At 44.4% G+C, this 25,410-nt stretch carries 22 protein-coding genes and 1 tRNA gene; 12 read left to right on the top strand and 11 right to left on the bottom strand.

What is annotated here, in order from left to right; translation table 11 throughout:
• Positions 1-73: 73 nt before the first annotated feature.
• Together cydB and R7R24_RS12560 are read right to left on the bottom strand one after the other, a co-directional pair.
• The gene (cydB, locus tag R7R24_RS12565) at positions 74-1,072 is read right to left on the bottom strand and encodes a cytochrome d ubiquinol oxidase subunit II (RefSeq protein WP_005374173.1); all 999 of its coding nucleotides are present in this window, start codon (positions 1,070-1,072) and stop codon (positions 74-76) included.
• Between the two features lie 10 nt (positions 1,073-1,082).
• Positions 1,083-2,471 (bottom strand): cytochrome ubiquinol oxidase subunit I, encoded by a 1,389-nt coding sequence (locus R7R24_RS12560; RefSeq protein WP_054579216.1) that lies wholly within the window; start codon positions 2,469-2,471, stop codon positions 1,083-1,085.
• A gap of 159 nt (positions 2,472-2,630) precedes the next feature.
• Here R7R24_RS12560 and R7R24_RS12555 point away from each other — a divergent pair, with 159 nt between their 5' ends.
• Together R7R24_RS12555 and R7R24_RS12550 are read left to right on the top strand one after the other, a co-directional pair.
• Positions 2,631-3,875, top strand: a complete 1,245-nt coding sequence (locus R7R24_RS12555) for an NADH:ubiquinone reductase (Na(+)-transporting) subunit B (RefSeq protein WP_054579217.1) — start codon at positions 2,631-2,633, stop codon at positions 3,873-3,875.
• 298 nt (positions 3,876-4,173) lie between these two features.
• Complete coding sequence (locus tag R7R24_RS12550) at positions 4,174-5,574, top strand: tryptophanase (protein WP_213883857.1); 1,401 nt, start codon at positions 4,174-4,176, stop codon at positions 5,572-5,574.
• 78 nt (positions 5,575-5,652) lie between these two features.
• Here the strand turns inward: R7R24_RS12550 and R7R24_RS12545 are convergent, their stop codons facing one another.
• Together R7R24_RS12545 and R7R24_RS12540 are read right to left on the bottom strand one after the other, a co-directional pair.
• Positions 5,653-6,264: a DUF2913 family protein gene (locus R7R24_RS12545; RefSeq protein ID WP_005384170.1), complete on the bottom strand. Its 612-nt coding sequence runs from the start codon at positions 6,262-6,264 to the stop codon at positions 5,653-5,655.
• Between the two features lie 32 nt (positions 6,265-6,296).
• A tRNA-Leu gene (locus R7R24_RS12540) sits at positions 6,297-6,380 on the bottom strand.
• Between the two features lie 559 nt (positions 6,381-6,939).
• On the opposite strand from R7R24_RS12540, the gene R7R24_RS12535 reads away from it, so the two are divergent.
• Positions 6,940-8,148, top strand: a complete 1,209-nt coding sequence (locus R7R24_RS12535; RefSeq protein WP_017635515.1) for a NupC/NupG family nucleoside CNT transporter — start codon at positions 6,940-6,942, stop codon at positions 8,146-8,148.
• Between the two features lie 54 nt (positions 8,149-8,202).
• Here the strand turns inward: R7R24_RS12535 and R7R24_RS12530 are convergent, their stop codons facing one another.
• Both R7R24_RS12530 and R7R24_RS12525 read right to left on the bottom strand, forming a co-directional pair.
• Entirely contained in the window at positions 8,203-9,291 is a 1,089-nt protein-coding gene (locus R7R24_RS12530) for a DUF3541 domain-containing protein (RefSeq protein ID WP_054579219.1), read from the bottom strand.
• 69 nt (positions 9,292-9,360) lie between these two features.
• Positions 9,361-9,966, bottom strand: coding sequence for an alpha-ketoglutarate-dependent dioxygenase AlkB family protein (locus tag R7R24_RS12525; protein ID WP_191115972.1), 606 nt, complete (start codon positions 9,964-9,966; stop codon positions 9,361-9,363).
• Positions 9,967-10,098: 132 nt separating this feature from the next.
• On the opposite strand from R7R24_RS12525, the gene R7R24_RS12520 reads away from it, so the two are divergent.
• A complete protein-coding gene (locus R7R24_RS12520) occupies positions 10,099-11,454 on the top strand; it encodes a diguanylate cyclase (protein ID WP_042523392.1) in 1,356 nt (451 codons plus the stop codon).
• A gap of 387 nt (positions 11,455-11,841) precedes the next feature.
• Here the strand turns inward: R7R24_RS12520 and R7R24_RS12515 are convergent, their stop codons facing one another.
• Positions 11,842-13,398, bottom strand: coding sequence for a DUF3612 domain-containing protein (locus R7R24_RS12515; protein WP_080773721.1), 1,557 nt, complete (start codon positions 13,396-13,398; stop codon positions 11,842-11,844).
• 174 nt (positions 13,399-13,572) lie between these two features.
• On the opposite strand from R7R24_RS12515, the gene R7R24_RS12510 reads away from it, so the two are divergent.
• Positions 13,573-14,151 carry a malate synthase gene (locus R7R24_RS12510; RefSeq protein WP_005374156.1) on the top strand — a complete coding sequence of 193 codons (579 nt, stop codon included), beginning with the start codon at positions 13,573-13,575 and terminating at the stop codon, positions 14,149-14,151.
• Between the two features lie 90 nt (positions 14,152-14,241).
• Here the strand turns inward: R7R24_RS12510 and R7R24_RS12505 are convergent, their stop codons facing one another.
• Entirely contained in the window at positions 14,242-15,255 is a 1,014-nt protein-coding gene (locus R7R24_RS12505) for a GGDEF domain-containing protein (protein WP_138939787.1), read from the bottom strand.
• Positions 15,256-15,604: 349 nt separating this feature from the next.
• Here R7R24_RS12505 and R7R24_RS12500 point away from each other — a divergent pair, with 349 nt between their 5' ends.
• From R7R24_RS12500 to R7R24_RS12490, 3 genes are read left to right on the top strand one after another with little or no spacing between them, the layout of a single operon-like run.
• Positions 15,605-16,957, top strand: coding sequence for a DASH family cryptochrome (locus R7R24_RS12500; RefSeq protein ID WP_191115958.1), 1,353 nt, complete (start codon positions 15,605-15,607; stop codon positions 16,955-16,957).
• Positions 16,957-18,501, top strand: a complete 1,545-nt coding sequence (locus R7R24_RS12495; protein ID WP_191115957.1) for a cryptochrome/photolyase family protein — start codon at positions 16,957-16,959, stop codon at positions 18,499-18,501. The genes R7R24_RS12500 and R7R24_RS12495 overlap by 1 nt, the downstream gene beginning before the upstream one ends.
• Positions 18,501-19,208 (top strand): SDR family oxidoreductase, encoded by a 708-nt coding sequence (locus R7R24_RS12490; protein ID WP_206946932.1) that lies wholly within the window; start codon positions 18,501-18,503, stop codon positions 19,206-19,208. Before R7R24_RS12495 ends, R7R24_RS12490 begins: the two co-directional genes overlap by 1 nt.
• 61 nt (positions 19,209-19,269) lie before the next feature.
• Here R7R24_RS12490 and R7R24_RS12485 read toward each other — a convergent pair whose 3' ends face one another.
• Positions 19,270-19,416: a DUF2256 domain-containing protein gene (locus R7R24_RS12485; RefSeq protein WP_104976307.1), complete on the bottom strand. Its 147-nt coding sequence runs from the start codon at positions 19,414-19,416 to the stop codon at positions 19,270-19,272.
• A gap of 33 nt (positions 19,417-19,449) precedes the next feature.
• Positions 19,450-20,592: a peptide-methionine (R)-S-oxide reductase MsrB gene (gene msrB, locus R7R24_RS12480; RefSeq protein ID WP_191115955.1), complete on the bottom strand. Its 1,143-nt coding sequence runs from the start codon at positions 20,590-20,592 to the stop codon at positions 19,450-19,452.
• A 202-nt stretch (positions 20,593-20,794) separates the two neighbouring features.
• Here msrB and R7R24_RS12475 point away from each other — a divergent pair, with 202 nt between their 5' ends.
• Positions 20,795-21,193 carry an OsmC family protein gene (locus R7R24_RS12475; RefSeq protein ID WP_005374132.1) on the top strand — a complete coding sequence of 133 codons (399 nt, stop codon included), beginning with the start codon at positions 20,795-20,797 and terminating at the stop codon, positions 21,191-21,193.
• A 59-nt stretch (positions 21,194-21,252) separates the two neighbouring features.
• Here the strand turns inward: R7R24_RS12475 and R7R24_RS12470 are convergent.
• A protein-coding gene (locus R7R24_RS12470) for an IS3 family transposase (RefSeq protein WP_102949714.1) occupies positions 21,253-22,457 on the bottom strand; the annotation gives its coding sequence in 2 pieces (ribosomal slippage) (positions 21,253-22,106 and positions 22,106-22,457; 1,206 coding nt in all).
• A gap of 160 nt (positions 22,458-22,617) precedes the next feature.
• Here R7R24_RS12470 and R7R24_RS12465 point away from each other — a divergent pair.
• From R7R24_RS12465 to R7R24_RS12455, 3 genes are all read left to right on the top strand, one after another.
• Entirely contained in the window at positions 22,618-23,172 is a 555-nt protein-coding gene (locus tag R7R24_RS12465) for a sugar O-acetyltransferase (RefSeq protein ID WP_017819734.1), read from the top strand.
• Between the two features lie 87 nt (positions 23,173-23,259).
• Positions 23,260-23,493, top strand: a complete 234-nt coding sequence (locus R7R24_RS12460; protein ID WP_005497910.1) for a hypothetical protein — start codon at positions 23,260-23,262, stop codon at positions 23,491-23,493.
• A gap of 1,030 nt (positions 23,494-24,523) precedes the next feature.
• Positions 24,524-25,393 (top strand): hypothetical protein, encoded by an 870-nt coding sequence (locus R7R24_RS12455; RefSeq protein ID WP_042523383.1) that lies wholly within the window; start codon positions 24,524-24,526, stop codon positions 25,391-25,393.
• Positions 25,394-25,410 lie beyond the last annotated feature (17 nt).

Below are 25,410 nucleotides of genomic sequence, written 5' to 3'. Positions count from 1 at the left end.
GAACTGATAACAAACAAGGCGACCACGCTTGCCAGCCAAATGCCAATGAACCACAAAATGGGTTTTAGTTTCATCAGTGATATCCTTCTCCACGTTTCATCTTGCCGCGGAAAACCCAGTACGAATAAGCCGTGTAGGCTATGATCAGAGGAAGTAATACCACCGCACCGGCAAGTAAAAATGCCAAACTTTTGTCTGGCGCAGCGACGTCTTGATAAGTGAGTGCGAATGGGACCAAGTAAGGGAATGTACTGACACCGAAACCCATCGCGGACACAAGAAACAGGCCGATCGCAAGAACGTAGGCTCGGACGGCTTTGTGGTCGAGTAAGGCTTTGAATAGCTGCCAAATAAGTGCCGCTGCAATAATTGGTAAAATGAAAAACAGTAGCGAGTTTGGTAATGAGAACCAACGTTCAAATACGATATTTTGGCTCAATGGCAGCCACAAACTGGCGATGAATATACAGGCTACCATCGCTAGTCCCCATCGTCGCGCGACCACGTAATAGCGCCCCATCAGCTCTTCTGGAAGCTTGATTAATAACCAGCATGAACCGAGCAGAATATAAGCACAAACAAGCGCCAGGCCACAAAATACGCTAAATGGCGAAAGCCAATCAAACCATCCACCTGCGTATGCTCGTTCACTAACCTCTATACCTTGGAGCAGGGTTCCGAGCATAATGCCTTGCATCAATGCCGCGGTGAGTGAACCAATGAAAAAAGCGCTATCCCATAAAAACTTTCCGCGTTGTGTTCGGAAGCGATACTCAAAAGAAACCCCGCGCAGAATTAACCCGAGCAGCATTAAAATCAGGGGAGCATAGAGTGCTGGCATAATGACCGCGTAGGCGAGGGGGAACACGGCAAAAAGCCCACCTCCGCCAAGAACTAGCCAAGTTTCATTCCCATCCCAAACAGGAGCGATGCTGTTCATCATCATGTCGCGCTCTTCATCGTCATTAGCGCTGAGAAATAGGATACCAATACCGAGATCAAAGCCATCTAACACGACATAAATCAGAACAGCGAGCCCAATCAAAGCGTACCAAATTAATGCGTAATCCATGAGTAAGCTCCTAGGTTAGATGGTTAGAATGTGTGATGGCATCGGTTTTCGTGCCATCAGGAAGTCGGCTATCTAGACCTTCTTCATATCGAGTTGGAGACTTGCGCATCAAACGTAGGAGATAGAAGAAGCCAGCTCCAAAAACCACAAAGTAAACCACGATGAACGCCGTCAGGGAGACGCTCACCGCGGCGGCATCAATAGGCGATGCCGAATTGGCTGTGGTTAAAAGACCGTATACGGTGTAAGGCTGTCGACCGACTTCGGTAGTTATCCAGCCTGCTAAAACTGCAATGAACCCCGCTGGGGCAAACAGGACACAAATACGTTGAAGTGCCCTTGAATCAAAAAGTTTGCGACGTGTTCTTAGCCAAAGGCTCCACAAACCAATAACAAGCATGCCAAAACCAAGCGCGACCATTACTCGGAAAGACCAGAAAACGATAGATACAGGAGGGTGTTCCTCCTCTGGAAAAGCATCTAATCCCTTCACTTCACCGTTGAGGTCATGAGTTAAAATCAAACTACCGAGTTTGGGGATTTCCAGTGCGTATTCCATGCGTTTTTCTTCATCGTTAGGGATACCGAAGAGGATCAATGGCGCGCCTTGGTGAGACTCATAGTGCCCTTCCATCGCGGCGACTTTGGCGGGTTGATGTTCAAGGGTGTTTAATCCATGCATGTCTCCAGCAACGATTTGAATTGGTGTCACGATGGCAGCCATCCACATTGCCATCGAGAACATAATTCTGGCTAGAGGGTTATGGTTTGCTTTTAGCAAGTGATAAGCGGCAACGCCGGCTACAACAAAGGCGGTAGTAAGGTAAGCGGCGAGCAACATATGAACGAGCCGGTAAGGGAAGGAAGGGTTGAAGACAATCGCCCACCAGTCTTCTGGGATAAACTGTCCGGCTTCGTTGATACTGTAGCCCGCTGGTGTTTGCATCCAACTATTAACCGAAAGTATCCAAAACGCAGACAAAAACGTCCCGAATGCGACAATACAAGTCGCGGCGAAGTGAAGCTTCTTACCCACCTTGTCCATACCGAAAAGCATCACGCCTAAAAACCCCGCTTCGAGGAAAAACGCAGTAAAAACTTCATAACCCATTAGCGGGCCTAGGATTGGGCCTGTTTTGTCAGCAAACACGCTCCAGTTAGTACCGAATTGATAGCTCAACACGATGCCACTCACCACACCCATACCAAAACTGATGGCAAAGATTTTGAGCCAGTACTTATAGATTTGCATGTACTGTTTGTTGCCCGTTTTTAAGTACAAGCCCTCTAATACAGCGAGATAACTTGCCAAACCAATCGTAAAAGCTGGAAAAATAATGTGGAAAGAGACAGTAAAGGCAAATTGGAATCTAGCTAGGTCAATGGCGAGTGTGTCCATGAGCGGTCCCTTTTTCGTTGGATAAACTGTTCGCTGGATTTAAAGAGGAGACAGAAGAGTGGCGAACAAGGTGAAATACGAAGAAGGAAGACGAAGAGATTAAAAAACGATCGCTTTTTACACATGTGCGTACCATCTTTTAGATAAAGGAGGAGTGTTATGAGCCTTAAAGATTACTTTGAGAAAGCGACACCTAAGTTTGGTCCAGGTGGGAAGTATCACAAGTTCTACCCACTTTTCGAAGCTGTCGAAACCATTTTTTACACGCCTGGTAAGGTAAACCAGGGCATGACTCACGTTCGAGATAGCATCGATTTAAAACGTATTATGATCATGGTGTGGTTGGCTGTCTTCCCTGCCATGTTCTGGGGTATGTACAACATAGGCCAGCAAGCGAGTGATGCCTTGTTGTATGGAATGGATCAAGCCTCAGCTCAGCAAGCGCTTGTTTCTTCATGGCAACTGAGTTGGGTATGGGGCTCGTTAGATGCGGTTTCACAAGCGGGGTGGGGAAGTAAAATGTGGCTTGGTGCTACTTACTTTCTCCCGGTTTATGCGACGGTGTTTATCGTTGGTGGTTTCTGGGAAGTTCTGTTTGCTATTGTGCGAAAGCATGAGGTAAATGAAGGCTTTTTTGTCAGCTCTATACTCTTTGCGCTGATCCTTCCTCCGACAATTCCACTATGGCAAGCGGCTTTAGGTATCACTTTCGGTATTGTTGTGGCGAAGGAGATTTTCGGTGGTACTGGACGAAACTTCCTAAATCCAGCTTTAGCAGGGCGCGCGTTCTTATACTTTGCCTATCCTGCCAACATGTCCGGTGGTACCGTGTGGGTCGCGGCTGATGGTTACTCTGGCGCTACTCCACTTAGCCAATGGTATGAAGGAGGGCAAAGTGCTTTGATAAATAATATGACGGGAGAGCCAATTTCATGGGGAGATGCTTTTGTTGGCAATTTACCAGGCTCGATGGGTGAAGTCTCCACGTTGTTGATCGCACTAACAGGCTTGGTTCTCATCTTTATGAAGATTGCATCGTGGAGAATTGTTGCGGGCGTGTTGGTCGGTTTAATCGGAGCTTCATTACTATTGAATGCGATCGGTTCAGACTCTAACCCCATGTTCTCCATGCCGTTCTACTGGCACTTCGTGATTGGTGGGGTTGCGTTTGGTACCTTCTTCATGGCGACAGACCCTGTCTCGGCAGCTTTTACCAATAACGGGAAATGGGCATACGGACTATTAATCGGTGTGATGACGATTTTTATCCGAGTGCTGAACCCGGCTTATCCAGAAGGCATCATGTTAGCGATTCTATTTGCTAACTTATTCGCGCCACTTTTCGATTATCTAGTCAAAGAAAGTAATATCAAACGCAGAATGAAAAGGGCGAGACCTTCTTAAAATGAGGGTGACCTCACTGAAAGTTGATTGAAAACTGCACTATATTGAAAAGGTCAGAGACATAGGGTTTCTGACTTTTTATTTTTATCAGGAGGACGAAGACGATGAGAATAAAGGATATTCTCGATAGCCGTTTGGTGCTGTCGTTCTGGTATAACCTAGACTACTGCTTGTCTCTTCTTAGTAAAATCTCTTCTCGTTGATTTCCTCAATGCAATCGCATTGAAAAGCATTCTATCTATTTGTTTTTTAGTCTTACGTGAAACTGCGTAGGACAATGCGTATAAGGAAATTAACAATGAAACGTATTCCAGAACCTTTCCGTATCAAAATGGTTGAGCCAATCAAAATGACGACTTTGTCAGACCGTGAAGTCGCGTTAAAAGAAGCGGGCTATAATCCATTTCTTCTTCGTAGTGATGATGTTTATATCGATTTGCTGACTGACTCTGGCACTGGTGCCATGAGTGATAATCAGTGGGCTGGCATCATGATGGGGGATGAATCCTATGCGGGGAGTCGAAATTACTACAACCTGTGTGATGCAGTGGAGCACTTCTTCGGTTATAAGCTCACCGTGCCTGCACACCAAGGGCGTGGTGCCGAGCAAATTTTGTTCCCAGCTTTGATTGAGCGTATGCGTCAGGTGCGTGGTGGCGAAACGCCAGTCTTTATCTCGAACTACCATTTTGATACCACAGCGGGTCACATTGAACTCAATGGCGGTAAAGCGATTAACGTGGTAACGGAAGAAGCATTCGACACCACTACGCCTTATGATTGGAAGGGCAATTTTGATATCGATAAGCTGGTGGCAACAATTGAAGCGCACGGTTCGCATAACATTTGTGCAATTATCACCACGATTACTTGTAATAGCTCCGGTGGTCAGCCTGTGTCGATGGAAAACATGCGCAGTGTGTACGAGATTGCAACCAAGTACGATATTCCAGTGGTGATTGACTCGGCTCGTTACTGTGAGAACGCCTACTTTATCAAGCAGCGTGAAGCGGGTTACGAGAATAAATCGATTCTGGAAATCATCCGTGAGATGTACCAGTACGGTGATATGCTCACCATGTCAGCTAAGAAAGACCCGATGGTAAACATTGGTGGCATGTGTTGTATTCGTGATCATAAGGAGTTGTTCCAGGCGGTGCAGACGCGCTGCGTACCCATGGAAGGATTTGTAACATACGGCGGCATGGCTGGGCGTGATATGGAAGCGCTCGCTCGCGGTTTGTATGAAGCCGCGGATGAGGATTTTCTTCACTATAGAATTAGCCAAGTTCAATACTTAGGTGAGCGCTTACGTGAAGGCGGTATTCCGATTCAATACCCAACGGGTGGTCATGCGGTGTTTGTGGATGCCGCTAAGATTTTGCCACATATTCCAGCGGATCAGTTTCCTGCGCAGGTATTGTGTAATGTTTTGTACTTGGAAGCGGGTATTCGAGCAGTAGAGATAGGATCGTTGCTGCTTGGTCGAGATCCGGAAACGGGTAAACAAAAAGCGTCAGAGCTTGAGTTGATGCGTTTGACCATTCCACGTCGTGTCTACACAAACGATCATATGGATTACATTGCGGATGCGATTATCGAACTGAAAAATCGTGCACATGAGTTAAAAGGGCTCACTTTCGAGTACGAGCCACCAGTGCTGCGCCACTTTACTGCTCGATTTAAAGAGATCGATTAACTCAAGTTTAAATCTAGATAAGCAAAAGGCCGCGAGTTTCACGGCCTTTTTCGATTCGTTTATTTCTTAGCGTTACAGTTACGCTAACTCTAATGTGATGCGAACGAACTGGTCGTCTTGATACTGCACTTCATAATTGAAGGTACCACTGGCGTAAATGCTGCCAAGGAAAAGTGAGCGTTGACTCATTGGTCCGCGGAACAGCATCGAAATAGGAGCGATTAGGGCGTTATTATCATCGAAGTGCTGATTTAAGTTCTCAGAAAGCACACACAGCAAACAGCCGTGTTGGTCGTGAGATAAGTCGACGTCTTCCGGTCGCGATAATAACACGGTAGTCCCCAGTTTCTTCTCAATCTCGTTGATCAGCAGCAAGTAGCTATCTAGATCGGGTTGAGGATTTCTGGGTTTGTCTGCACCGACGCAGCGCTCGAGTAATTCTTCCAGATTTCCGTTCTCACCTTTTGCCTGCTGAGTCAAAGATTTTAACGGCTTTTTAATCAGCTTATAGCGATTACTCTTCAGTTTTGGTTTCAGCCATTTCTGAAGTAAGTCATTACGTTCTTTAAGGGAGAGGCCATGCGAGGACGCGTGAATTTTAAAGTGCAGGTGTAATAAAGCGTGAACCGCAAGCTCACTCAGAAGTTGGTTAGCATCTGTAGACTGTCTTGCCTGCTTAGAACTTTGCATTACACTCGAACAAAATTAGGGAAGAAGGATAATGGTGCCGAGAGAGGGACTCGAACCCTCACACCAAAGGCACTAGCACCTCATGCTAGCGTGTCTACCAATTTCACCATCTCGGCATCATGATGCTCTGAATACTCAGAGGCCTCGAAAGAAGCAACGCGAATTATAACCAAAATCCACCTGTTGGCGAGAGCAAAATGACGAATTTTGGCTCTTTCGAGTTTGATTGCATATTTATTGGTCACTTTTATGTTTTTTACCATCAACGCCTATCCTTATGCCCTTACTTTTATTAATGGTATGACGACAAAAGAGTACTTTTGCCTAAATTTTGAACGCTTGAACGTTTGCGTAAATAAATGTGATGAATATCTCTTTTTGTTGGCTATACTTGCGTCCCGTTTAAGCGGGAATTAGGGTTTAGTTGTTCAGGACCCTTACCCATACAAGCCGTCACATGGAGCAGGCCAAGCAACATGCTCGCCAGCAGTGAATGACCCCACGGACCGGACCAGCTACGTTCAATTGCTTGTATAAGGTAAAAATAAGATGTCGAACTATTCGTTCTGTCTACATTCTGGATCTAAAAGTGAGTTATCACTCGCTGCGTTGTCCCTTTCTTCTGCCAATTCCTTTGGCTCTTTTTTCTTTTTCAACGTTTAGTAGGTCCAGCTCATGAGTGTTCTATTTAGTCTATTTGGTATTGTTGCACTGCTAGGTTGTGCTTTCCTACTTTCTGAGGGTCGTTCTTCCATTAATTGGAAAACTGTATCTCGCGCCTTGATGCTACAAATGGGGTTTGCTGCTTTGGTGCTCTATTTCCCGTTGGGTCAAGCGGCGCTGGCGAGTTTAAGTAATGGTGTCGCGGGGCTACTCAGCTTTGCTGATGAAGGGATTAAATTCCTCTTTGGTGACCTCGCTTCTTCTGGCTTTATCTTCGCTATTCGTGTCCTTCCTATCATCATCTTCTTCAGTGCTCTTATCTCCGCCCTTTACTATTTGGGCATTATGCAAAAAGTGATTCAATTTATTGGCGGCGCTATCCAGAAGTTCTTGGGTACGAGTAAAGCAGAGTCTTTGGTTGCAACAGGGAACATCTTCTTATCTCAAGGCGAGTCACCACTTCTTATTCGTCCATTTCTTTCTAACATGACTCGCTCTGAACTGTTTGCTGTGATGGCTGGTGGTATGGCTTCAGTGGCGGGCAGTGTGCTTGGTGGTTATGCTGGTTTGGGTGTCGACCTCAAATACTTGATCGCGGCAAGCTTTATGGCAGCGCCAGGTAGTTTGATGATGGCAAAAATTATCGTTCCTGAGCGTCAAACGCCAAGCGATTACAACAATATTGAGCTAGATAAATCAGAAGAAAGCAACGTAATTGATGCGCTAGCAAGCGGTGCTATGGGCGGTATGAAAGTTGCTGTTGCTGTTGGTACCATGCTTATCGCTTTCGTGAGTGTTATCGCGATGGTGAACACGGGGCTAGAAAACTTGGGTGAGATACTTGGTTTCTCTGGCGTAACGCTACAAGCGATTTTTGGTTATTTGTTTGCACCTCTCGCATGGTTGATTGGTGTGCCAAGCCACGAAATCCTAGCTGCGGGTTCATACATTGGTCAGAAAGTGGTGATGAATGAGTTTGTTGCGTTTATCGATTTTGTGCAGCACAAAGCGACACTGTCTGAGCATACTCAAATTATTATCACTTTTGCGTTGTGTGGTTTTGCGAACATTGGCTCAATTGCGATTCAGTTGGGCTCTATCGGCGTGATGGCACCTGAGCGCCGCAAAGATGTTGCAAGTCTAGGCCTAAAAGCGGTTGCTGCTGGTACACTCGCTAACCTGATGAGTGCGTGCTTAGCGGGTATTTTTATCTCTCTCTAATTTAGATTGAAGATCCACACTAAAAACCCGCCTAAATGGCGGGTTTTGTTATTTCTAAGGCTTGGGCATTAAGCCGTAAGGTATCGATTTAAAAGCCTCTGGGTGCTCTTGATAAGTTGGCGCTTTATGTATCCCTTTCCAATCGAGCAGCATGATGGCTAGCACGTTACGGTGTTCGCCGTACTTGAGATCAAAGTTACCGTCGACCGACGGAATCATCCCTTTTTCTGCGTTGATTGCATGACGAATGGCTTGGCGGGTCTTCTTTACGACCGGATCATGGTCCAAGCCTGCTAACAAAAACGAAATGCCGACTTCCGCAATCACGTCTTCTTTGGCGCGCAGTAGGATAGTGTCGATGTTGTTGCGAAAGTAATCATAAATCCATTGGTGTTTCTTCTCGCTTACTCGCTCCTGATAATACTGTGAATCGGCAAAGATGATGTGCGTCATACCATAGAGTTTGTTCCAATACTGCTGAGCAGAAAGCATCTTATCTTTATCGTCGGGGTAGGTGTTCCGGAAGGTTTGAGTGAATTCCTCGACCACATCTTGCTCTCCTAGCTGACGAAGCCAGTAGACTTGGTTTGCAAGCTGAGCTGCCCATGCCTCTATCATCTCTTTGTCCGTAACGTAACGCGAGAAATCGTAGCGCCTAATAATTTTTCTCAGCGTTTTGTCTTGTTTATGTTGTAGGCCATATTCGTTTGCTCTTGCCATTGCGCCAAGCAAATCCACACCAAGATAAAGGTACTCAGGATGGTGTTTAGTCACGGTATAGCGTCGCTGCCCTCGTTCGGTTTCTTTCTCTTGATACGTGGTCAACCTTTGAGATGAATAGAGAATGATGTCTTCTGGTTCAACGACTTCATTAGCAAATTGGTTTAACCGGCTGGCTACTTGTGCCATGTCGGTCCAAATGGCAGCGTGATATTTCTCATCTAATGTTTGGCGGTACATGCGTAAGCCAAAATGGCCCTCTTTAAACGCCGGGAAAGTGAACAGTTCTTGTTCGTAGGTACTACGAATCAACTGCGCTGATTGAGTATTATCGAGAAGCGGTACGTCTTCCTGTGATGCCTGAGCAGCAAAGGTAAGTGAGCAAGAGAGTAAGACTGCTAAGCTAAGAGGTTTAATACGCATAAATCCATTCCCTATGAAGTCCTGAACCTAAACCTACCATCAATATTAATTGAGAATGTAAAAGCTGAGTCAATAGTTGAAAATTTGCCTAAAAGTCAGGTTGATACGTTCATCTTTGGTTTTCGCGGTTTTTGGTACGCAGTGCTTCCAGTGATGCTGAAGCTCGCCAGCCATAATCAGTAAGGAGCCATGAGAAAGCTCGTATTCAATCTCAGTTTTACAATGTAAATTTCTAAGCAAAAATCGACGTGTTTCACCTAAGTTCAAAGATGCGATAACAGGGTTTCTACCTAACTCTGGTTCATTATCTTGGTGCCAGCCCATTGAGTCTTGACCGTGTCGATATAAGTTAGCGAGAACAGAATTAAAAGTGACATCAGCAACTGATTCACAATGCACTTTCAGCTGAGTTAACTCAAGAGTCCAAGGGTGAGGCTGCATGGTTAAGCCTGAGTAAGTATATGCTGCATCACCGTGCCACGCTTGTAAGCGAGGTTGAAGTACTGACTTGCCGAATATAGTAATGTGTTCTTGGTGCCATGGCAGTGTCTTTCGAAGTTGGTCAAAGTAATTATCCGCCTCAAGATGGTTAAGAAAATGAGGATCATAATAAAGTTTTCCTCTTTCTACTTCTTGCCATAGATCGCCGCCAAATAAATCGCCTTGTTGATGCATCATCTCACACCTAAAACATAAAAGTTGTCAATCACTGTTACCTTTCTGATTATGATTGGTTATTCTTGTGATAATAAGAATTTTAACAATAAATAAAAAATCTCGTAGTTGTATACGAGTTGTGGGGAGAAAATGCGTTATTTACCCAGAAAGCGATGCTATTTTGCATTGTTCTTCCTCACCTTTTTCGCTTTGTGTATTGGGGTTATCGAGCTGTTAAATCGAAACCAGCAAGAGCTTCACAAAGAGCGAGTTCAAGTTGAGGCCAAAGAACAACTTTCCATTCTCCGTTCCAATTTGGAAGCGGTACTTATGGCGGATATCTACAAAGCCAGTACTTTAGCGACACTCATTACGTTACTTCCTAAAAACCAAGAAGAAGAATTGAGTATCGCCGCTCACCGAATCCTAAATAAAAGTAAACATATTACAATCATCGGTATCGCGAAAAATGATGTAATTAGTCACGTATTTCCACGCCAAGGTAATGAGCGCCTAATCGGCCTTGATTACCGCGCAGTGCCACAGCAGTGGGTACAGGTGCAAAAAGCCAAGGATGTACAAGAAATTTTCATCGCAGGGCCAGTGACTTTGATTCAAGGTGGCCGAGGTTTGATCGTGCGTGTGCCTGTTTTTCTTGATCCTCCAATGAATCAGGACTACTGGGGAGTGATCAGTGCGGTGATTGATTTCGATGCTCTGATGAGAGAAACCGGCGTAATTGATTTCTCGTATCGTTACCCTTTAATGATCCGTGGTTACGATAGCGGTGGCTCATTTGGTGATGCTTTCTTTGGCGCGCAAAGTGTAAATAGCATGGCATATGCAAAAGAGATGGTTCATTTTCCTTATGGTGGGTGGAGTATGGTGGTTTTCTCTGGAGGCAAAGCTGATCGCCAAATCTCTTGGCATCAGTTGCATTTAGCTAGAGTAATCGGCTATCCCATTATATTCGCACTTAGCCTCGCGCTGTTCGCCATTTATCGACTGTATACCATTGCAGATGACAGAGCTTTACACGATGAACTCACGCGTTTACCAAACCGTCGCTATTTTATGAAGTTTTACAAGCAGCAGTTTGAAATAGCGAAACGTTATAAAAAGCGTTATAGCTTCGCCTTAATTAATATTGACCTAGATAGGTTTAAACACATTAACGACACCTATGGTCACGACGCAGGTGACAAAGTTTTAATCGCTACGGCTGAAAGGGTAAAAAGCTCTCTGCGTAAATCAGACATCGTGGCCAGAATGGGCGGTGATGAGTTCTTAGTTGTAGTTCATCACCCAGGAACGGAAGAAAATGTTCAGTCTCTTCTACAAAAACTTCGATTAGCGCTATGCTCTACGCCCGTCATTTACGATGAAACGCTTATCTATTTGAAAGCCAGTATTGGGTACGCGATATTTGACCCGCAAATGTCATCTCCTGAGCAAATGATGAAAATAGCCGATGAGAGAATGTATCAACAAAAGCATGGCGGATGAGCCTGAACCCAGTTTCAATAAGGGGTTAGAGGAATGGTAAAGTTGGGAGCCCGAAATCTCATCATCATTGAGGTGCAAGAATATGTGACTTCATATGTTCACAGACACTTTGCTGAGAGAGTCGTTATTAGCAGTGCATTCAGTGGCATATTTGCATAATGTTGCATTTTGCAAATGCAGTTTGCGAAATTAATGGTTAATAAAGCAACGATATGCATCTGGATCTACTAAAAAACGGCTTTTTTAAAGTTGGCACGCATCGTGCTTTACTTAGAGTGACCCTTATTAAGCCGAGGGTCACCTAGCCAACTGACGTTGTTAGTGAATACAAATTGTTCACAAGTATATACCGCCAATCACGTTTATTGTGATTGGCGTTTTTTCTTTCTAAAGCCCGATGATATTCACGTCGCTGCCCGTCTCATCAGCTTCTCCGCACTTGCTGTAACAACTAGGTTGTCTTGGACAAACCGCCCCTCTGGAGCAGATCAACCTTGCTTGGGTTTGAATCCCGCGCTCTATCCAGTTGATGTTTAATATCTTAGCGATAGTCGTTAAGTCTTTTTTGATGTGGGGAGGAATAACACTACTTCCGCCGGAAGCGACACAAAGGGACTTAAGTTCTTCCGCTATGGAAACGGCATCGCCACCTTGTGCAGAAATAGCAGGGTTAAGATCAATACCGGCACATAGCACGCGATTATTTCCCGCAGGGTCAAATACGTTGACCGATTCGCAGCAGTAGATACGTGGCTCGTCGCCAACATTTAAAATCGAAATTTGCGCTGAACTGGTATCCAAAGGCTGGGAAAGGCGTCGGAATACCGCCCAGTGCTGGCAAGGGTCGTTTACTTTGCGCATGTTGCCCCAAGGCAATGGAATACCATTTCCTCGATACACTGCTTTTAACTTGCCGGGGCCATAGGCATCAAAATAGTGCCAATGAGGGTAAGGCGAGACCACCGTCATGCGACGCATTGCAACGGAAGGAGAAACGCCGGCCTTTTTGTGAACATCAATTTCGTAACCGGAGCGGTCAAGCAACTGACGAAATGGTACTTTGGGGCAAAGCAAGGCACCAGCAAAAAAGCTGGACTCAAAATCACGCCAAGCTTGCAGGATATCTTGCGAATTGAGTTCAGAGTTCGACACAGGGCTGTCCATTTGCTCCCAATTGTTTTGATGCCCGATAGATAAAACGTTATTCATTGCATCGCTGCTATGGAGCACTCGATGGCCGATATATACCGCCAAGTCATACTTCAATCGGGTTGGATAGTCACGCATTCGTTTATTGAGATAAATAGTCCCAGGTGGCTCCATGAAAGACGTAATCAACTGTTTGGCGCTGACGCCCAGTTCATCAATCACATCTTGTGGCGCTCGATCTACCCAGCGGATATCCAATCCCATACTTTTTGCAATGTCTACGAGATCTTCTACAGATAGATTCAGCCGCTTCAAGCCGACCTCTTCGGCGGCGCGCTCTAAATCAGGAAAATGGTTTTGATGGTTTTCTTGGTGTGCGCGGATCAGTAAGTGGGCGAATTGACGCCCCGTGATACCTGTTTGGGAGAGCATTTCTGGTATCGCGATTTGAAGAATATCATTGGAAAACAGGAAGCTCGGCTCCAACGCCATGCCACTAATCCCGCCACGATTTCCTTTGTTGGGTGTGATGGCTTCTAATTCGGGTTCATCATCTAAAAACCACGCCGGATCTTTTTGAAAAACTTCCGCGATCACTTCGAGCATATCGATACTCGGTACGCGTTTTCCGCGCTCAATCATCGAAAGGTAAGAAACCGAAGGAGCGTACTCTGGATTAATTCTTACACAACGGGCAGACAAATCTTCCATCGTTAAATGGTTGTTTTTTCTTAGGTTACGAATTTTCGTACCAAGAAAATGAGACTGACGAATAAGGCTTTTTGACACAGACATTTTGTAAAATTCACATTGTAAAATTTTTGTTGTGAAATTGTAGTCAATATTTCGCTAGTCTACATAATGAGCAGGCAAGGAAATTAACCATCCACTTCACAGAATTGCCTGAAACTTAAATAAAGGATTTAAGTTTTTACTCTAGGACGAGTTTTTAAGTGCGAGGATATGACGATGAATATGCTGAACTTCGATAAAAAAGAGATGCAACAACAACAACGCCCATTTATCGCTGAAGCCGTATTTGCCGTCGAAGCGGTAAGTGCTGAGCAGCAGAGTGAGAAACAAGTAAAAGCGAAGCAACTGCTTGACCGCATGTTCCCATTGGAGAACGGGTCGCACCAAGATGTATCAAGTTACGTGATTGATTACCGCCATGTTTTGGCTTATTTCAAAGACGGTACACACAGCGGCCTGAAAAGCCCAAAACACTTCGTGGCGTACACTGGTGAAAAGGAAGATCCAAAATCGATTTTGTTTAAAGATGATTCGGGTAATCATGTAGAAGTGCTGTTTGGCTGTCACAAAGGCACTGGTTGCGTGGAATTAGTGGACATTGACGATATTCAATTGGAAACTCGCACGACGTTTCATCCTGAACTAACTGGCAATGCACCAACCGCGATGCGCCATTGGATAAGTCTAATCAAAGGCGACAAAAAAGGTAAGCCGATGGCATGCAGTGAAGATAAAGAATATACCGCAAAAAATGGTGACGACTACATTCTAAGTTACTGCTACAGCGTCGATTAAGATACTCATGATTGGATATAAAAACCCCGCACTTTACGTCGCGGGGTTTTCTTTTTCATCGTAAAAGTCGTTTTCGCTTAGTCAGTTTATTTAAATTGGCATCACGCGGTTACGACCGAGTTGTTTTGCTTCATAAAGCTGTTTATCGGCTTTATTGATTAAGGCTTCAGGCGTATCACCCGGCTCAAATTCTGCTACCCCAAAAGAAGCGGTAATGCTGTGAACTTGTGTGCCTGAGCGCTTATCTCTGATACGCAGTTTTTCTATCATCCGGCGTAGTGTGTCTGCATATTGGCGAGCAATTCGCAGAGATTTGTTAGGTACAATTAGCGCGAATTCTTCACCACCAAAACGGTACGCACATATTCCATCTCGACAGCTTTGTTGTAGCCGGCGGGCAATGGCTTTTAACACTGTATCGCCAAAAAGGTGCCCGTAATTGTCGTTAAATGATTTGAAATGATCGATATCAAGCATGATCAAGGTCATTGCCTGATTTGATGCGATAAGTGAAGAGAGATCTTTGTCAAATGCTCGGCGGTTGTATAGGTTTGACAAACCATCGAACAACGCATCTTGCTGTACTTCAGCCAGTTGATTTTTGAGGCGAGAAATTTCTTCACTCGCGTTAGTCAATTGGCTATTCAAAAACTTTGTTGAGTGACGAATTTCGTGTGACTCTGCGACAAGTTGACGAATCACCACCATCACTTCTTCAATGCTTAGGCTATTGTCCTCAACTTTTTCCAGTTTATTAAAGCTTTTGTCTACCATCTCAGAAAAGGAGGAAGTATCTAAAATCGTATCGCTCATTGAACTGGATACTTCATGTAGCAGAACTTCTACATTGGTTCTAAGATCTTCAAGGCTGGTTTCTGCTTTGCTGGCCACATAGTTGTTGTAAAGCTGTTTATTGGTTGCTGGCGGGCAAATACCGTAGTTTTCTAACACCGTGTCTAACTCAAAGTTGAGTTCTGGAATGGTCTTGTCAACGTAGGTATACCAAAGCGCGTAGTTGGCTGGCGTGGCAGCAACATGGTTTTTGATCATCAGTGGGACCGCTTTTTTTAAATTAGCGGTTGATTTCTTAAACTCGTCGGTCATTTCTGCGATGGTACTAGCAAAATGGGATTGGGCTTAGATTAACGGATATTAACTAATGTCGCTTTAATTTTTATCACTTTTGCATGGTTTATATAGAAAATGAGTGATTAAGATCGTGATCAATACCGTTGGATTCAAATTTTATAAAATATCAGTATGAAAAATGTACAGGCATTTGGTGGTATTGCGTGTTTTGAGATATCCAGCAAATGGATTCCGTGTGAACGTTAGTAACCTAATGATCGTCAAACTCTCGTTTTCGTATAAAAGCAAGTAAATCAAAAGGCTTAACGTCAGGGTCTCCGTGAAAAGAACTCGTAGACGAAGAATTAACATCTGAGGGTGCGAATTGAAAAAGAAAATAGGACTTTATTGGTTCACGAACGACTTGCGATTGCACGACAACCCACTGTTGAAAAGCGCCAGTGTAGAAATGGACGAGTTAATTTGCTTGTATTGCTACCCTTCAATGACGCCTTACTTGCATCACTTTGCGCAGGAAGCCTCTTTCGGGCGTGCGAAATTGCAGTTTCTCGACGCATCGCTTAGTGAACTCAATCAATCTTTGAATCACCTTGGTCAGCGATTGTGGGCAGTTGAACTGACGCCCGATCAAGCAATCAAGTATGCTGTTAATCGCTTCGGCGTCACACATATATATGCTGAAGCCTTTCCCGGTTCGGATGAGCAACAAGCGTTAGATCGAGCAGTTGAAGGCGCTTCTCATGTAAAAATAAAACAGCAAACAATCCGGACCCTGTTAAGGGAAGAACAACTGCCATTTGACTTGAGCAAACTGCCTACGACTTTCACGCAGTTTAGAAAGCAAGTTGAAGGTTTAGACATCTCTCGGCCCCGCGAGAGTATCCGTTCGTTACCTCCAATTCCTTTAGGTGTGAATCTGCCTTCCGTTACTGCATATTACTTTGACACAAAAGCTACGTTTCATGGTGGAGAAAGCCGCGGGCTTGAACATTGTCGTCAGTATTTTGCTTCCACACTAGCCAGTGAATACAAACAAACACGCAACGGTTTAGATGGCATGGATTACTCCACCAAGTTCTCTCCTTGGTTAGCTCATGGGTGCGTTTCTCCGAAAACTATTTATGCCATGTTGAAACGTTATGAAGCGGAGAATGGTGCAAATGATTCAACCTACTGGATTTACTTCGAACTGCTTTGGCGTGAATACTTTTATTGGTATGCCCGTCGACACAAGCGACAGCTCTTCCGATTCGGTGGCATCCAAAATCGAGCACCACTCACCAGCTTTTACGCGCACCGTTTTCAACAATGGAAGAAAGGTGAAACGCCATTTCCTATCGTCAATGCGTGTATGCATCAGCTTAATGAAACCGGTTATATGTCGAATCGTGGCAGGCAGTTAGTCGCCAGTTGTTTAGTGCATGAGCTTGGCCTCGATTGGCGTTATGGTGCGGCGTACTTTGAGTCACAACTGGTTGATTACGATGTGGCATCAAACTGGGGAAATTGGCAATACCTAGCGGGCGTTGGTGCTGATCCGCGTGGTTCACGACAATTCAACCTCGAAAAGCAAACCGAAATGTACGATCCGCACATGGAGTTCATCGATAGGTGGCAAGGTCGTTGTGCTGGCGCGCATTTAGATAGTGTAGACATGGTCGATTGGCCGATTGTGATGGGCAGCAGTGACAAAGCTTCGTCATCGGAGAAACCGTAATGCAATTTGAAACCGTACGATTGATCTTGGGCGATCAACTTAACAGTGAGCACTCTTGGTTTCAGCAACCGGATGAGCAAGTGCTTTACCTGATTGCGGAGCTCAAGCAAGAGAATACTTACGTCACGCATCATATTCAGAAAGTGTGTGCGTTCTTTTCTGCAATGGAACAGTTTGCGAAAGAGCGTCAGAGTGAAGGTCACCAAGTTCTGCACCTCACGTTGGATGACACACAATCCTTCGACGATCTTGAGCAAGTCTTGCAACATTACTTGAGCGAAGTTGGTGCAAGTAAGTTTGAATATCAACGCCCGGATGAATACCGTTTACTAGAGCAGTTAGCCAAACTAAAGCTTGATGGGGTCGTTACGCGTTGTGTCGATTCGGAACACTTTTTGTTGCCGTTTGAGGAAATAGAATCGCAGTTTCCTCAAGGCAAACACATCATGATGGAGCACTTTTACCGCCGGATGCGCAAGCGCTTCGACATATTGATGCAAGACGGAAAACCCGTCGGCGGAAAATGGAATTACGATGCCAATAACCGTAATAAGCTCAAAGCCAAAGACATTGAACAACTGCCACAACCTTTGATGTTCAGTACCGACGTCCGCAGCATTGTTGAGCGGTTGGCAAAACATGACATCAAAACCATCGGAAATCTTGAAGGAGACTTGTTGTGGCCGATTAATCGCGCGCAAAGCCTCTCTTTACTCGCGCATTTCTGCCAAGTCTGTCTGCCGTTATTCGGACGTTTTCAAGATGCCATGACAGGCCAGCACGACGCTAAGTGGAGCTTGTATCACAGCCGAATTTCATTCTCGCTTAACAGCAAATTACTGCACCCGAGAGAAGTCATTGATGCTTCACTCAAGGCATTTCATTCCAACGCGGACATCGACATTTCTCAAGTTGAAGGGTTTATTCGCCAAATCTTAGGATGGCGAGAGTACATTCGAGGGGTCTATTGGGCGAACATGCCTCATTACCCGAAAAACAACGAATTGGGCGCAGAAAGAAAGCTGCCAGATTTCTTCTGGAATGGTGAAACTAAAATGGCTTGTATGCGCAATGCGATTGGGCAGTCCCTCGATTACGCCTACGCACACCACATCCAACGATTGATGGTCACTGGTAACTTTTGCTTGCTAACCGAGATCGACCCAGATCAAGTGGATGAGTGGTATCTCGGTATCTATGTTGATGCGATTGAATGGGTCGAAATGCCGAACACACGTGGCATGGCATTGTTTGCGGATGGCGGCATTGTTGGCACCAAACCTTACGCGGCGAGTGGTTCTTACATCAACAAAATGAGCGACTACTGTAAGGGTTGCCATTACGACAATAAGGCGAGGAGTGGGGAAGGATCGTGTCCGTTTAACAGCCTTTATTGGCGCTTTATGAACAAACACGACAAGCGCCTCGCAGCCAATCCACGAATCGGGATGATTTTCCGCTCTTGGGACAACATGGAAGAACAACAACGCCAAGCGATTCTTGATACCGCAGAGCACTACATAGAAAACGTGGAGAACTTGTGATGGAAATACTCATCGTCGGTGGCAATGGTGGAATTGGTTTGGCGATGGTGAGAGAAGCCGCAGCTCGGTTTCCTCAAGCTCGCGTGCATGCCACTTATCGTAAGCAGCAACCAGATTGGCAACACCCAAATGTCGTTTGGCATCAAGTGGATGTATCGCAAGACGAGCAGGTAAAAGCGTTCAGTGAGCAGATTGAACACGTCGATTGGTTGGTGAACTGTGTTGGTATGTTGCACACCCAAGAGAAAGGTCCTGAGAAGAATCTTAGCTCGCTCGACGCAGACTTCTTTCAGCAAACCATCACGGTTAATACTTTGCCAAGTTTGCTGTTGGCGAAATACTTCACGCCCAAGCTAAAGCGCAGTACTGCACCCAAGTTTGCGACCATTTCGGCCAAAGTTGGCAGCATTAGCGATAATCAGTTAGGTGGTTGGTACAGCTATCGAGCATCGAAAGCCGCATTAAACATGTTCCTAAAAACCATGTCGATCGAATGGCAAAGAATGGTCAAACATGGCACGGTGCTGTCACTTCACCCAGGTACTACAGACACCGCTTTGTCGGCACCTTTTCAAACCAATGTGCTAGAGGGAAAGCTGTTCACACCAGAGCGAGTCGCAAAGGATTTATTAGGCTTGTTAGAAAAAGCAACTCCGCAAGATAGCGGGGCGTTTTGGGCTTATGATGGGACGTTATTACCTTGGTAAGAGAACGCGTACAAACGTTAATACAAAGGGAATAACATACTCCAGAGAGGGTCGGAGTGACCTACGTTTTCGTTGATTTATTTCTTCGGCAACGCTCAGAACAATAAACGATTTCCTCCCAATTTCGCGCCCACTTCTTTCTCCAAGAAAATGGGCGCTGACAGATCGGACAGACTTTCATGGGAAGGTTGGATTTAAAACCTTTCATCGCTCTGAATGTTCACTCCTAATTTGGTTAAAACTACTTATCAAATAGGTACAGGTAGTCGCCGTAGCCTAAACTCGCCATCTTGTTCACAGGTACAAATTTCATCGCAGCAGAGTTCATGCAATAGCGTAATCCCGTCGGCTTCGGGCCATCTTTAAACACATGACCTAGGTGTGAATCACCAAACTTACTGCGGATCTCCGTTCTAGGGTAGAGTAGTTTATAATCGGTTTTCTCCACGATGTAACCCGGGTTAATTGGTCGAGTAAAGCTTGGCCAACCTGTGCCAGATTTGTATTTATCAGTAGAAGAAAATAGCGGTTCACCGGTCACAATATCAACATAAATTCCCGCTTCTTTGTTGTCCCAGTATTCATTATCAAATGGACGCTCCGTGCCTTCTTCTTGCGTCACGTAATACTGTAGCTCTGTTAAGTTTGATTTGATTTCAGACTGAGCAGGCTTACTGTACGCTTTCACTTTCGAAAGCAGCTTTTTTTCTTCAATCAACTGTCGAAGTGTTTTAGGACTTTCTTTTCGATCTTCACCAAACACTTCGTCGAGGTATTTATCGCGACCTGATGCGTAGCGGTAGTATTTGTATTTCAGACTACTCTTCTTGTAGTAATCCTGATGGTACGACTCCGCAGGGTAAAACTTTTCAAACTCGATCAGCTCTGTTTTCAACGGTTTTGGATAGATCATCGCCTTGTCGATTTCCATCATAAACTGCTTAGCAATCTGTTTTTGCTCCGCATTATGGTAGAAGATCGCTGGACGGTATTGAGGGCCACGGTCAACAAATGAACCTTTATCGTCGGTAGGGTCGATATGACGGAAGAAGTAGTCCAGCACTTGCTCGTAGTTCACGACAGCAGGATCGTACTTCACCTCAATCACTTCAATATGACCAGATTTACCAGAAGAGACTTGGCGGTAATTCGGGTTTTCAATATGACCACCTGAATAACCTGATACAACATCGATTACGCCGGGCAGTTGCTCTAAATCCGATTCTGTACACCAGAAACAACCGCCAGCTAGCGTTGCGATTCTTGTATTCTCTGAAGCCTTCAGCTTATCCATCGTATCGGCGGTACCTGTTTTACTCAATAGTAGAAACAAGACTGGAAGTGCGAAGGAGAAACCGGCCAATAACTTAGACATATTCTTCATAGCTACCTCATCGTTATTTTTGTAGAAAGTGTTACTTAAATAAAAAGTGTTACGTATAGAGAAAGGTAACCGAGCGAAAAAATTACAGTAATGTTGAAAATTCCGTTGCCCTTTTATGCGATAGAGCTAAAGTATCGACAAGAAACACACCGCTAGTAAGGGCAACGATGCCTTGAATGAGCGATGCTAAATGAGGTAAATCATGCAAGCTGAAGTTAAATGGATAGAAGATTTTAAATTCCTTGGGCAATCTCAGTCGGGCCACTCCGTAGTGATGGATGGCAATGGTGGTGCAACCGCACCAAGCCCAATGGAAATGGTACTAATGGCTGCTGGTGGCTGTAGCTCTGTCGATGTTGTTGATGGTTTGAAAACGGCAGGCCAAAAGGTCTCGTCAGTTAATGCCAAGCTAACCACAGAGCGTCGTGAAACCGCACCGCGTATCTTTACGCAAGTGAATATCCACTTTGAAGTGTCAGGTGACGAGCTTGACCCAGAAGTCGTAGCAAAAGTGGCGGCTGACTCGCTAGAAAAATACTGCTCGGTTTGCTTAATGCTAGGTGAAGGTGTTGAGATGACCCACAGCTGGGAAATTGTGTAAGTTGACAGACTCCACAAAATATAAAATGACCCGTCCTGATATGGGTTGACACTTTTTAACTAAAACGCTCGATGTACTTCATCGGGCGTTTTGTATTTTAAAGCCGTATGAGGCCTCATTTGATTATAGATATCTACGGACTCTGCTACCATCGTCCTTGCTTCTTTCAGATCTTTCGGTTTCTTCAGCAAGAGCTCCATTTTGAGTATCCCATTTACACGCTCAGCTAAAGCATTCTGATAACAGTCATACCCGTCAGTCATTGAGCAAGTCACTCTATGTTTCTTATGGATATCTTGATATTCCCTCGAACAGTATTGTGAGCCTCTATCTGAGTGGTGTATTAGCTTTTCTTCACTCTGCCGTTGCCTGAGAGCTGAGATAAATGCCCGCTTAACTGATTGAGTTTTCATGTTGTCATCCACATAAAAACCAACAATCTTCCTTGAATAAGCGTCTGTAACCAAGCTGAGATAACTCTCTCCATTTTGAGTTGGCAAGTAAGTAATATCAGCAACCCACAGTTGTTCTGGCTTCGTTGGTGTCAGCCCATCTTTCACTTTGTTTGGGTGACAGAAAAATCGATGACGGCTGTCAGTCGTTCGGTGATAGGCTCGTCTTGCTCTCACTAACAGCCGATGCTTTCTGAGAAGTTCAAAGAGCTTATCGCGACCTATTTGAATGCCCTTTGTTGCTGCTAAGAACTTCAGTTTACGCGTGCCAATGCGTGGCTGCTTCAGCCTGACTTCACGGACAAAGCCAATGACAGCATGCTCATGATGTTCACAACGAGATTGAGTTTGGCATTGCTTATAATAAGCTTGGCGAGAGATTTGTACTAACTGACAAAACTTCGTAACGCTCAAACCTACTATGGTTTTCTCTTGGACAACGCTTCTTTGTGCTTTTTTGTCACTCTAACACCATAGTCACGTTCCATAACGTTCACGACAGCTTCAAAGAAGTCGGCTTTGAGTTGAGCATCTTCGAGCTGCTTCTCAAGCTCTTTAATACGTTGCTCTGGTGTAGGAGGTAAATTGAACTCGGCCATAGAGTCTCCTTTGGACATAAAGTTAGGTGTCCCTTTAGACCAATCTAGTCGACCATGCTTACGAAGCCAAACCAAAACCGTAGAGCAACCTTGGATGCCATACTTCTCTTGGGCTTGTTTGTAAGTGAGGCTTCCTTTTTCAACCTCATCAACTACAGTGAGTTTAAAAGCGAGGGAGTAATCGCGCTGAGTTCTTTTAGTTGTTGATTTCATAACACTCTCCAATTTTTTTGGGGGGAAAGTGTCAACCTTATTTAGGACGGCACAAAAACAGGAAAGAGAAAAGTCCGGGCTTTTCTCTTTTTTTATTTCGCAATTCACGTACCTTGTGAAGAATCTGAAAGCAGTAATTGCAGGTTGTAGGAGTCTTCCAGTGACAGAACTAGAAAAAATGATGTCTGGCCAGGTCTTTGATGGCATGGACAAAGAAATTGACGCCATTAGAAGCCATGCTCTTCAAGCACTTAGAGCGCTCAATAATAACACCGACGAAAGTCAGCGCGACGAATTGCAAAAGCAGCTATTTGGCAAGGTAGGCCGTTGTATTGTCCAGTCCCCTTTTCATTGTGAATTTGGTAAGACCATCGAAATAGGTGAAGAAACCTTTATCAACATGAACGTGGTCATGCTCGATGGTGCCAAAATTACCATCGGGAACCACGTGCTCATTGGACCGAGCGTGCAATTTTATACCGCTTCTCATTCTGTTGATTACCGCAGTCGCCGACGTTGGGAAACGTTTTGTAAACCCATCACGATTGAAGATGATGTGTGGATTGGCGGAAATTCGGTCATTAACCAAGGTGTGACGATAGGTGCTCGCTCAGTAATTGCGGCGAATTCAGTCGTTAACCATGATGTGCCGCCAGATTGTCTATACGGAGGCACACCAGCGAAGTTGATTCGTCGTCTCAACGAAGAAGAGTAAGAATCGATAGTGATGGCATGATGACTCGCTTTACGGGCGTAAGAGAATCATGCCATCAGAAAGGGATAATTCGTCAAGGAGTCCAAGATGTCGAACAAGACAGAAGTCCTCATGTGCCCTACATGTGGGGTAGAAACGCATCATGTCGTGGTGTTAGTTAGAAAGAAAAGTGGCTATGAAGGCGATAAAAATCGCAACAAGAAAGAGTTCATCGCTGGCTTTCTCAAAAGTGTAGTGTTCGGCGCCTTCCTTGCTTCTATGGATGAATTTGAACGTCACTTGATCTGCGAAAACTGTGGTCATAAAACCATTCAACAGTAACTGATAGTCTTTCTTTCTCTGCATAAGTTCATAAGTGCGGTTTGAAGCACTGGTTATTCAAATCGCATTATCCTCTTTTAGTGCTTTTGCTCTTCTTATGTTCCTCTCTCAAAAGTGAGTCACATCAGTACGCATTTTAACCGCTTGGATGCAGGTAACTCACTGCTATGTATAATAAATTTTGGTGGGAAATACGTGTTTCAGCTCGGTGTTTAACCTCTGTTCTATCGACACGTTTTGAGTCAGTAAACACTTAAATTTCGTTTACTTTATGTTGTACGCAGTGCAATTGTGTGAAGCTGGTCACATTAATGTTTAATTTATGAAAAAATAATTAATGAATAGTAATTCACAAATATGCTGACCGTATGTGCTATTTAGTTTTGACTTATCTTTTGAATATTCACTTGGTGAATGTTTTGTTGTTTTTAGATTGACTGAAAGTTTGGTTTTCTATTCAAACTTGTGAAAGGTTGAATCGATATATTAGAAAACATGAATTTGATCTTGTTTCTATCTTTTGTTTTAAATGCGAAATTCATTATTAACAACGGATGGTTTTGATGATTTCTCTTATGTGTATCCCACCAATTTTAGAAATTGAAAATTAAACTTTCTCAATACAATAACGACTAAAATTAAACGGAATGATGTTCTTATATTTTTATTGTATTTTAACTTATACATTTTGATTCATTCATTTTAACTGTTTTTGTTGATTTTAAATTGTTGATAATAATTGTCTTTTAACTTTTTTTAATGGCGTTTCTTTGCTGCTTCTTTAATGTTGTGGTGAGTGGCTTTGTTTATAAAAATTCATTTTAAAGTGCGTTTTTAAGCAAAGTAGAACGCGACAATACTCAGATAAATAGTATTAAAAAATTAAATAAGGATTTAACCATAAGAGTAATTTTATGGTTGATAGGTTTATTGGGGTTGATTATCTGAATTTTTATGGAATTTCATCCCAATAATCTGTTTGTCTTTAAGTTTATTCTAATGAACTTAATTCTCATGGAAGTTTCAAAACATGCAGCACACAACAAAGTGGATGATGACGCCGCTTGCAATGTTGTTGGGTACGCTGTTTTCAGCGCCATCATTCGCGTTGGAAACGAGTGTAATTGATAGCACCAGCACGCCTGAATCTACACAAAATGAAGGAGACACGTCCTGTATTGTTTGTAAGTTTAGTGGGGCCGTTTACCTATCTTACGATACAAACATTTACGATAAAGACGACTACCGTTCTGTCCGCAATTTCTCGTGGGGAGGCGATCTCGTTTATTCCTTTTCGAGCGGCACAAAAGCCTATTTTTCTACGGGGGGCTATCGTGCCCTAGAAGATGAAGTCGGCACCTACGCGACAGATTCGGTGTTGGGCTTGCAATACACGAACCTATATCGCTTTGGAGATACAGGGAAAATCGGCGTTGCGGGTCAGCTCACCATTCCAACTTCAGAAACATCTCGTAAAGATGAACTGCACACCGCGGTTCGTTTAGATGTGCCGATCTCTTTTTCAGCTTGGAGCGTCGATTTTTCGGTTTCGCCAAGACTGAGAAAAAATTTCCACGAATATAAAACCATGGGGGGACGCTCGCTGACTGAGTGGACTTACTCATTGTTTGCTGTTGCGGAAAAGTCGTGGGAATCGTTCGCAGTGGGGATCACGGCGTTAGGTGGTAACAGCATCAGTTATCAAGGTACGCGCAGAAGCAGTTGGCAGTATGAAGGGGCGTTGTACGGCACATACGAGTTTGATGAAAGCTGGTCATTGGTACTCGCGGCGTCATCAACGGGTTTCTATCAAGATGCAGAGCGAGGCACCTTGGGCAACATCGATTTGTTGGATCAAGAGAAAGCGTCTTACATCGCGACAGTGACTTACTCCTTCTAGGAAAATAACAACAATTA

The organism is Vibrio sp. 704 (genome assembly GCF_033339295.1).
This window is presented reverse-complemented; position numbering and strand designations above follow the sequence as displayed.

What these genes read in the sequence shown, in the direction of transcription:
- R7R24_RS12530 (WP_054579219.1), bottom strand. Translation starts at nt 9,291, where the DNA reads ATGCGTATTAAACCTCTTAGCTTAGCAGTCTTACTCTCTTGCTCACTT.
- R7R24_RS12560 (WP_054579216.1), bottom strand. Translation starts at nt 2,471, where the DNA reads ATGGACACACTCGCCATTGACCTAGCTAGATTCCAATTTGCCTTTACT.
- R7R24_RS12510 (WP_005374156.1), top strand. Translation starts at nt 13,573, where the DNA reads ATGAATATGCTGAACTTCGATAAAAAAGAGATGCAACAACAACAACGC.
- R7R24_RS12515 (WP_080773721.1), bottom strand. Translation starts at nt 13,398, where the DNA reads ATGTCTGTGTCAAAAAGCCTTATTCGTCAGTCTCATTTTCTTGGTACG.
- R7R24_RS12460 (WP_005497910.1), top strand. Translation starts at nt 23,260, where the DNA reads ATGTCGAACAAGACAGAAGTCCTCATGTGCCCTACATGTGGGGTAGAA.
- R7R24_RS12535 (WP_017635515.1), top strand. Translation starts at nt 6,940, where the DNA reads ATGAGTGTTCTATTTAGTCTATTTGGTATTGTTGCACTGCTAGGTTGT.
- R7R24_RS12525 (WP_191115972.1), bottom strand. Translation starts at nt 9,966, where the DNA reads ATGCATCAACAAGGCGATTTATTTGGCGGCGATCTATGGCAAGAAGTA.
- R7R24_RS12545 (WP_005384170.1), bottom strand. Translation starts at nt 6,264, where the DNA reads ATGCAAAGTTCTAAGCAGGCAAGACAGTCTACAGATGCTAACCAACTT.
- R7R24_RS12555 (WP_054579217.1), top strand. Translation starts at nt 2,631, where the DNA reads ATGAGCCTTAAAGATTACTTTGAGAAAGCGACACCTAAGTTTGGTCCA.
- R7R24_RS12520 (WP_042523392.1), top strand. Translation starts at nt 10,099, where the DNA reads ATGCGTTATTTACCCAGAAAGCGATGCTATTTTGCATTGTTCTTCCTC.
- R7R24_RS12550 (WP_213883857.1), top strand. Translation starts at nt 4,174, where the DNA reads ATGAAACGTATTCCAGAACCTTTCCGTATCAAAATGGTTGAGCCAATC.
- R7R24_RS12485 (WP_104976307.1), bottom strand. Translation starts at nt 19,416, where the DNA reads ATGAAAGGTTTTAAATCCAACCTTCCCATGAAAGTCTGTCCGATCTGT.
- R7R24_RS12495 (WP_191115957.1), top strand. Translation starts at nt 16,957, where the DNA reads ATGCAATTTGAAACCGTACGATTGATCTTGGGCGATCAACTTAACAGT.
- msrB (WP_191115955.1), bottom strand. Translation starts at nt 20,592, where the DNA reads ATGAAGAATATGTCTAAGTTATTGGCCGGTTTCTCCTTCGCACTTCCA.
- R7R24_RS12490 (WP_206946932.1), top strand. Translation starts at nt 18,501, where the DNA reads ATGGAAATACTCATCGTCGGTGGCAATGGTGGAATTGGTTTGGCGATG.
- R7R24_RS12505 (WP_138939787.1), bottom strand. Translation starts at nt 15,255, where the DNA reads ATGACCGACGAGTTTAAGAAATCAACCGCTAATTTAAAAAAAGCGGTC.
- R7R24_RS12455 (WP_042523383.1), top strand. Translation starts at nt 24,524, where the DNA reads ATGCAGCACACAACAAAGTGGATGATGACGCCGCTTGCAATGTTGTTG.
- cydB (WP_005374173.1), bottom strand. Translation starts at nt 1,072, where the DNA reads ATGGATTACGCATTAATTTGGTACGCTTTGATTGGGCTCGCTGTTCTG.
- R7R24_RS12475 (WP_005374132.1), top strand. Translation starts at nt 20,795, where the DNA reads ATGCAAGCTGAAGTTAAATGGATAGAAGATTTTAAATTCCTTGGGCAA.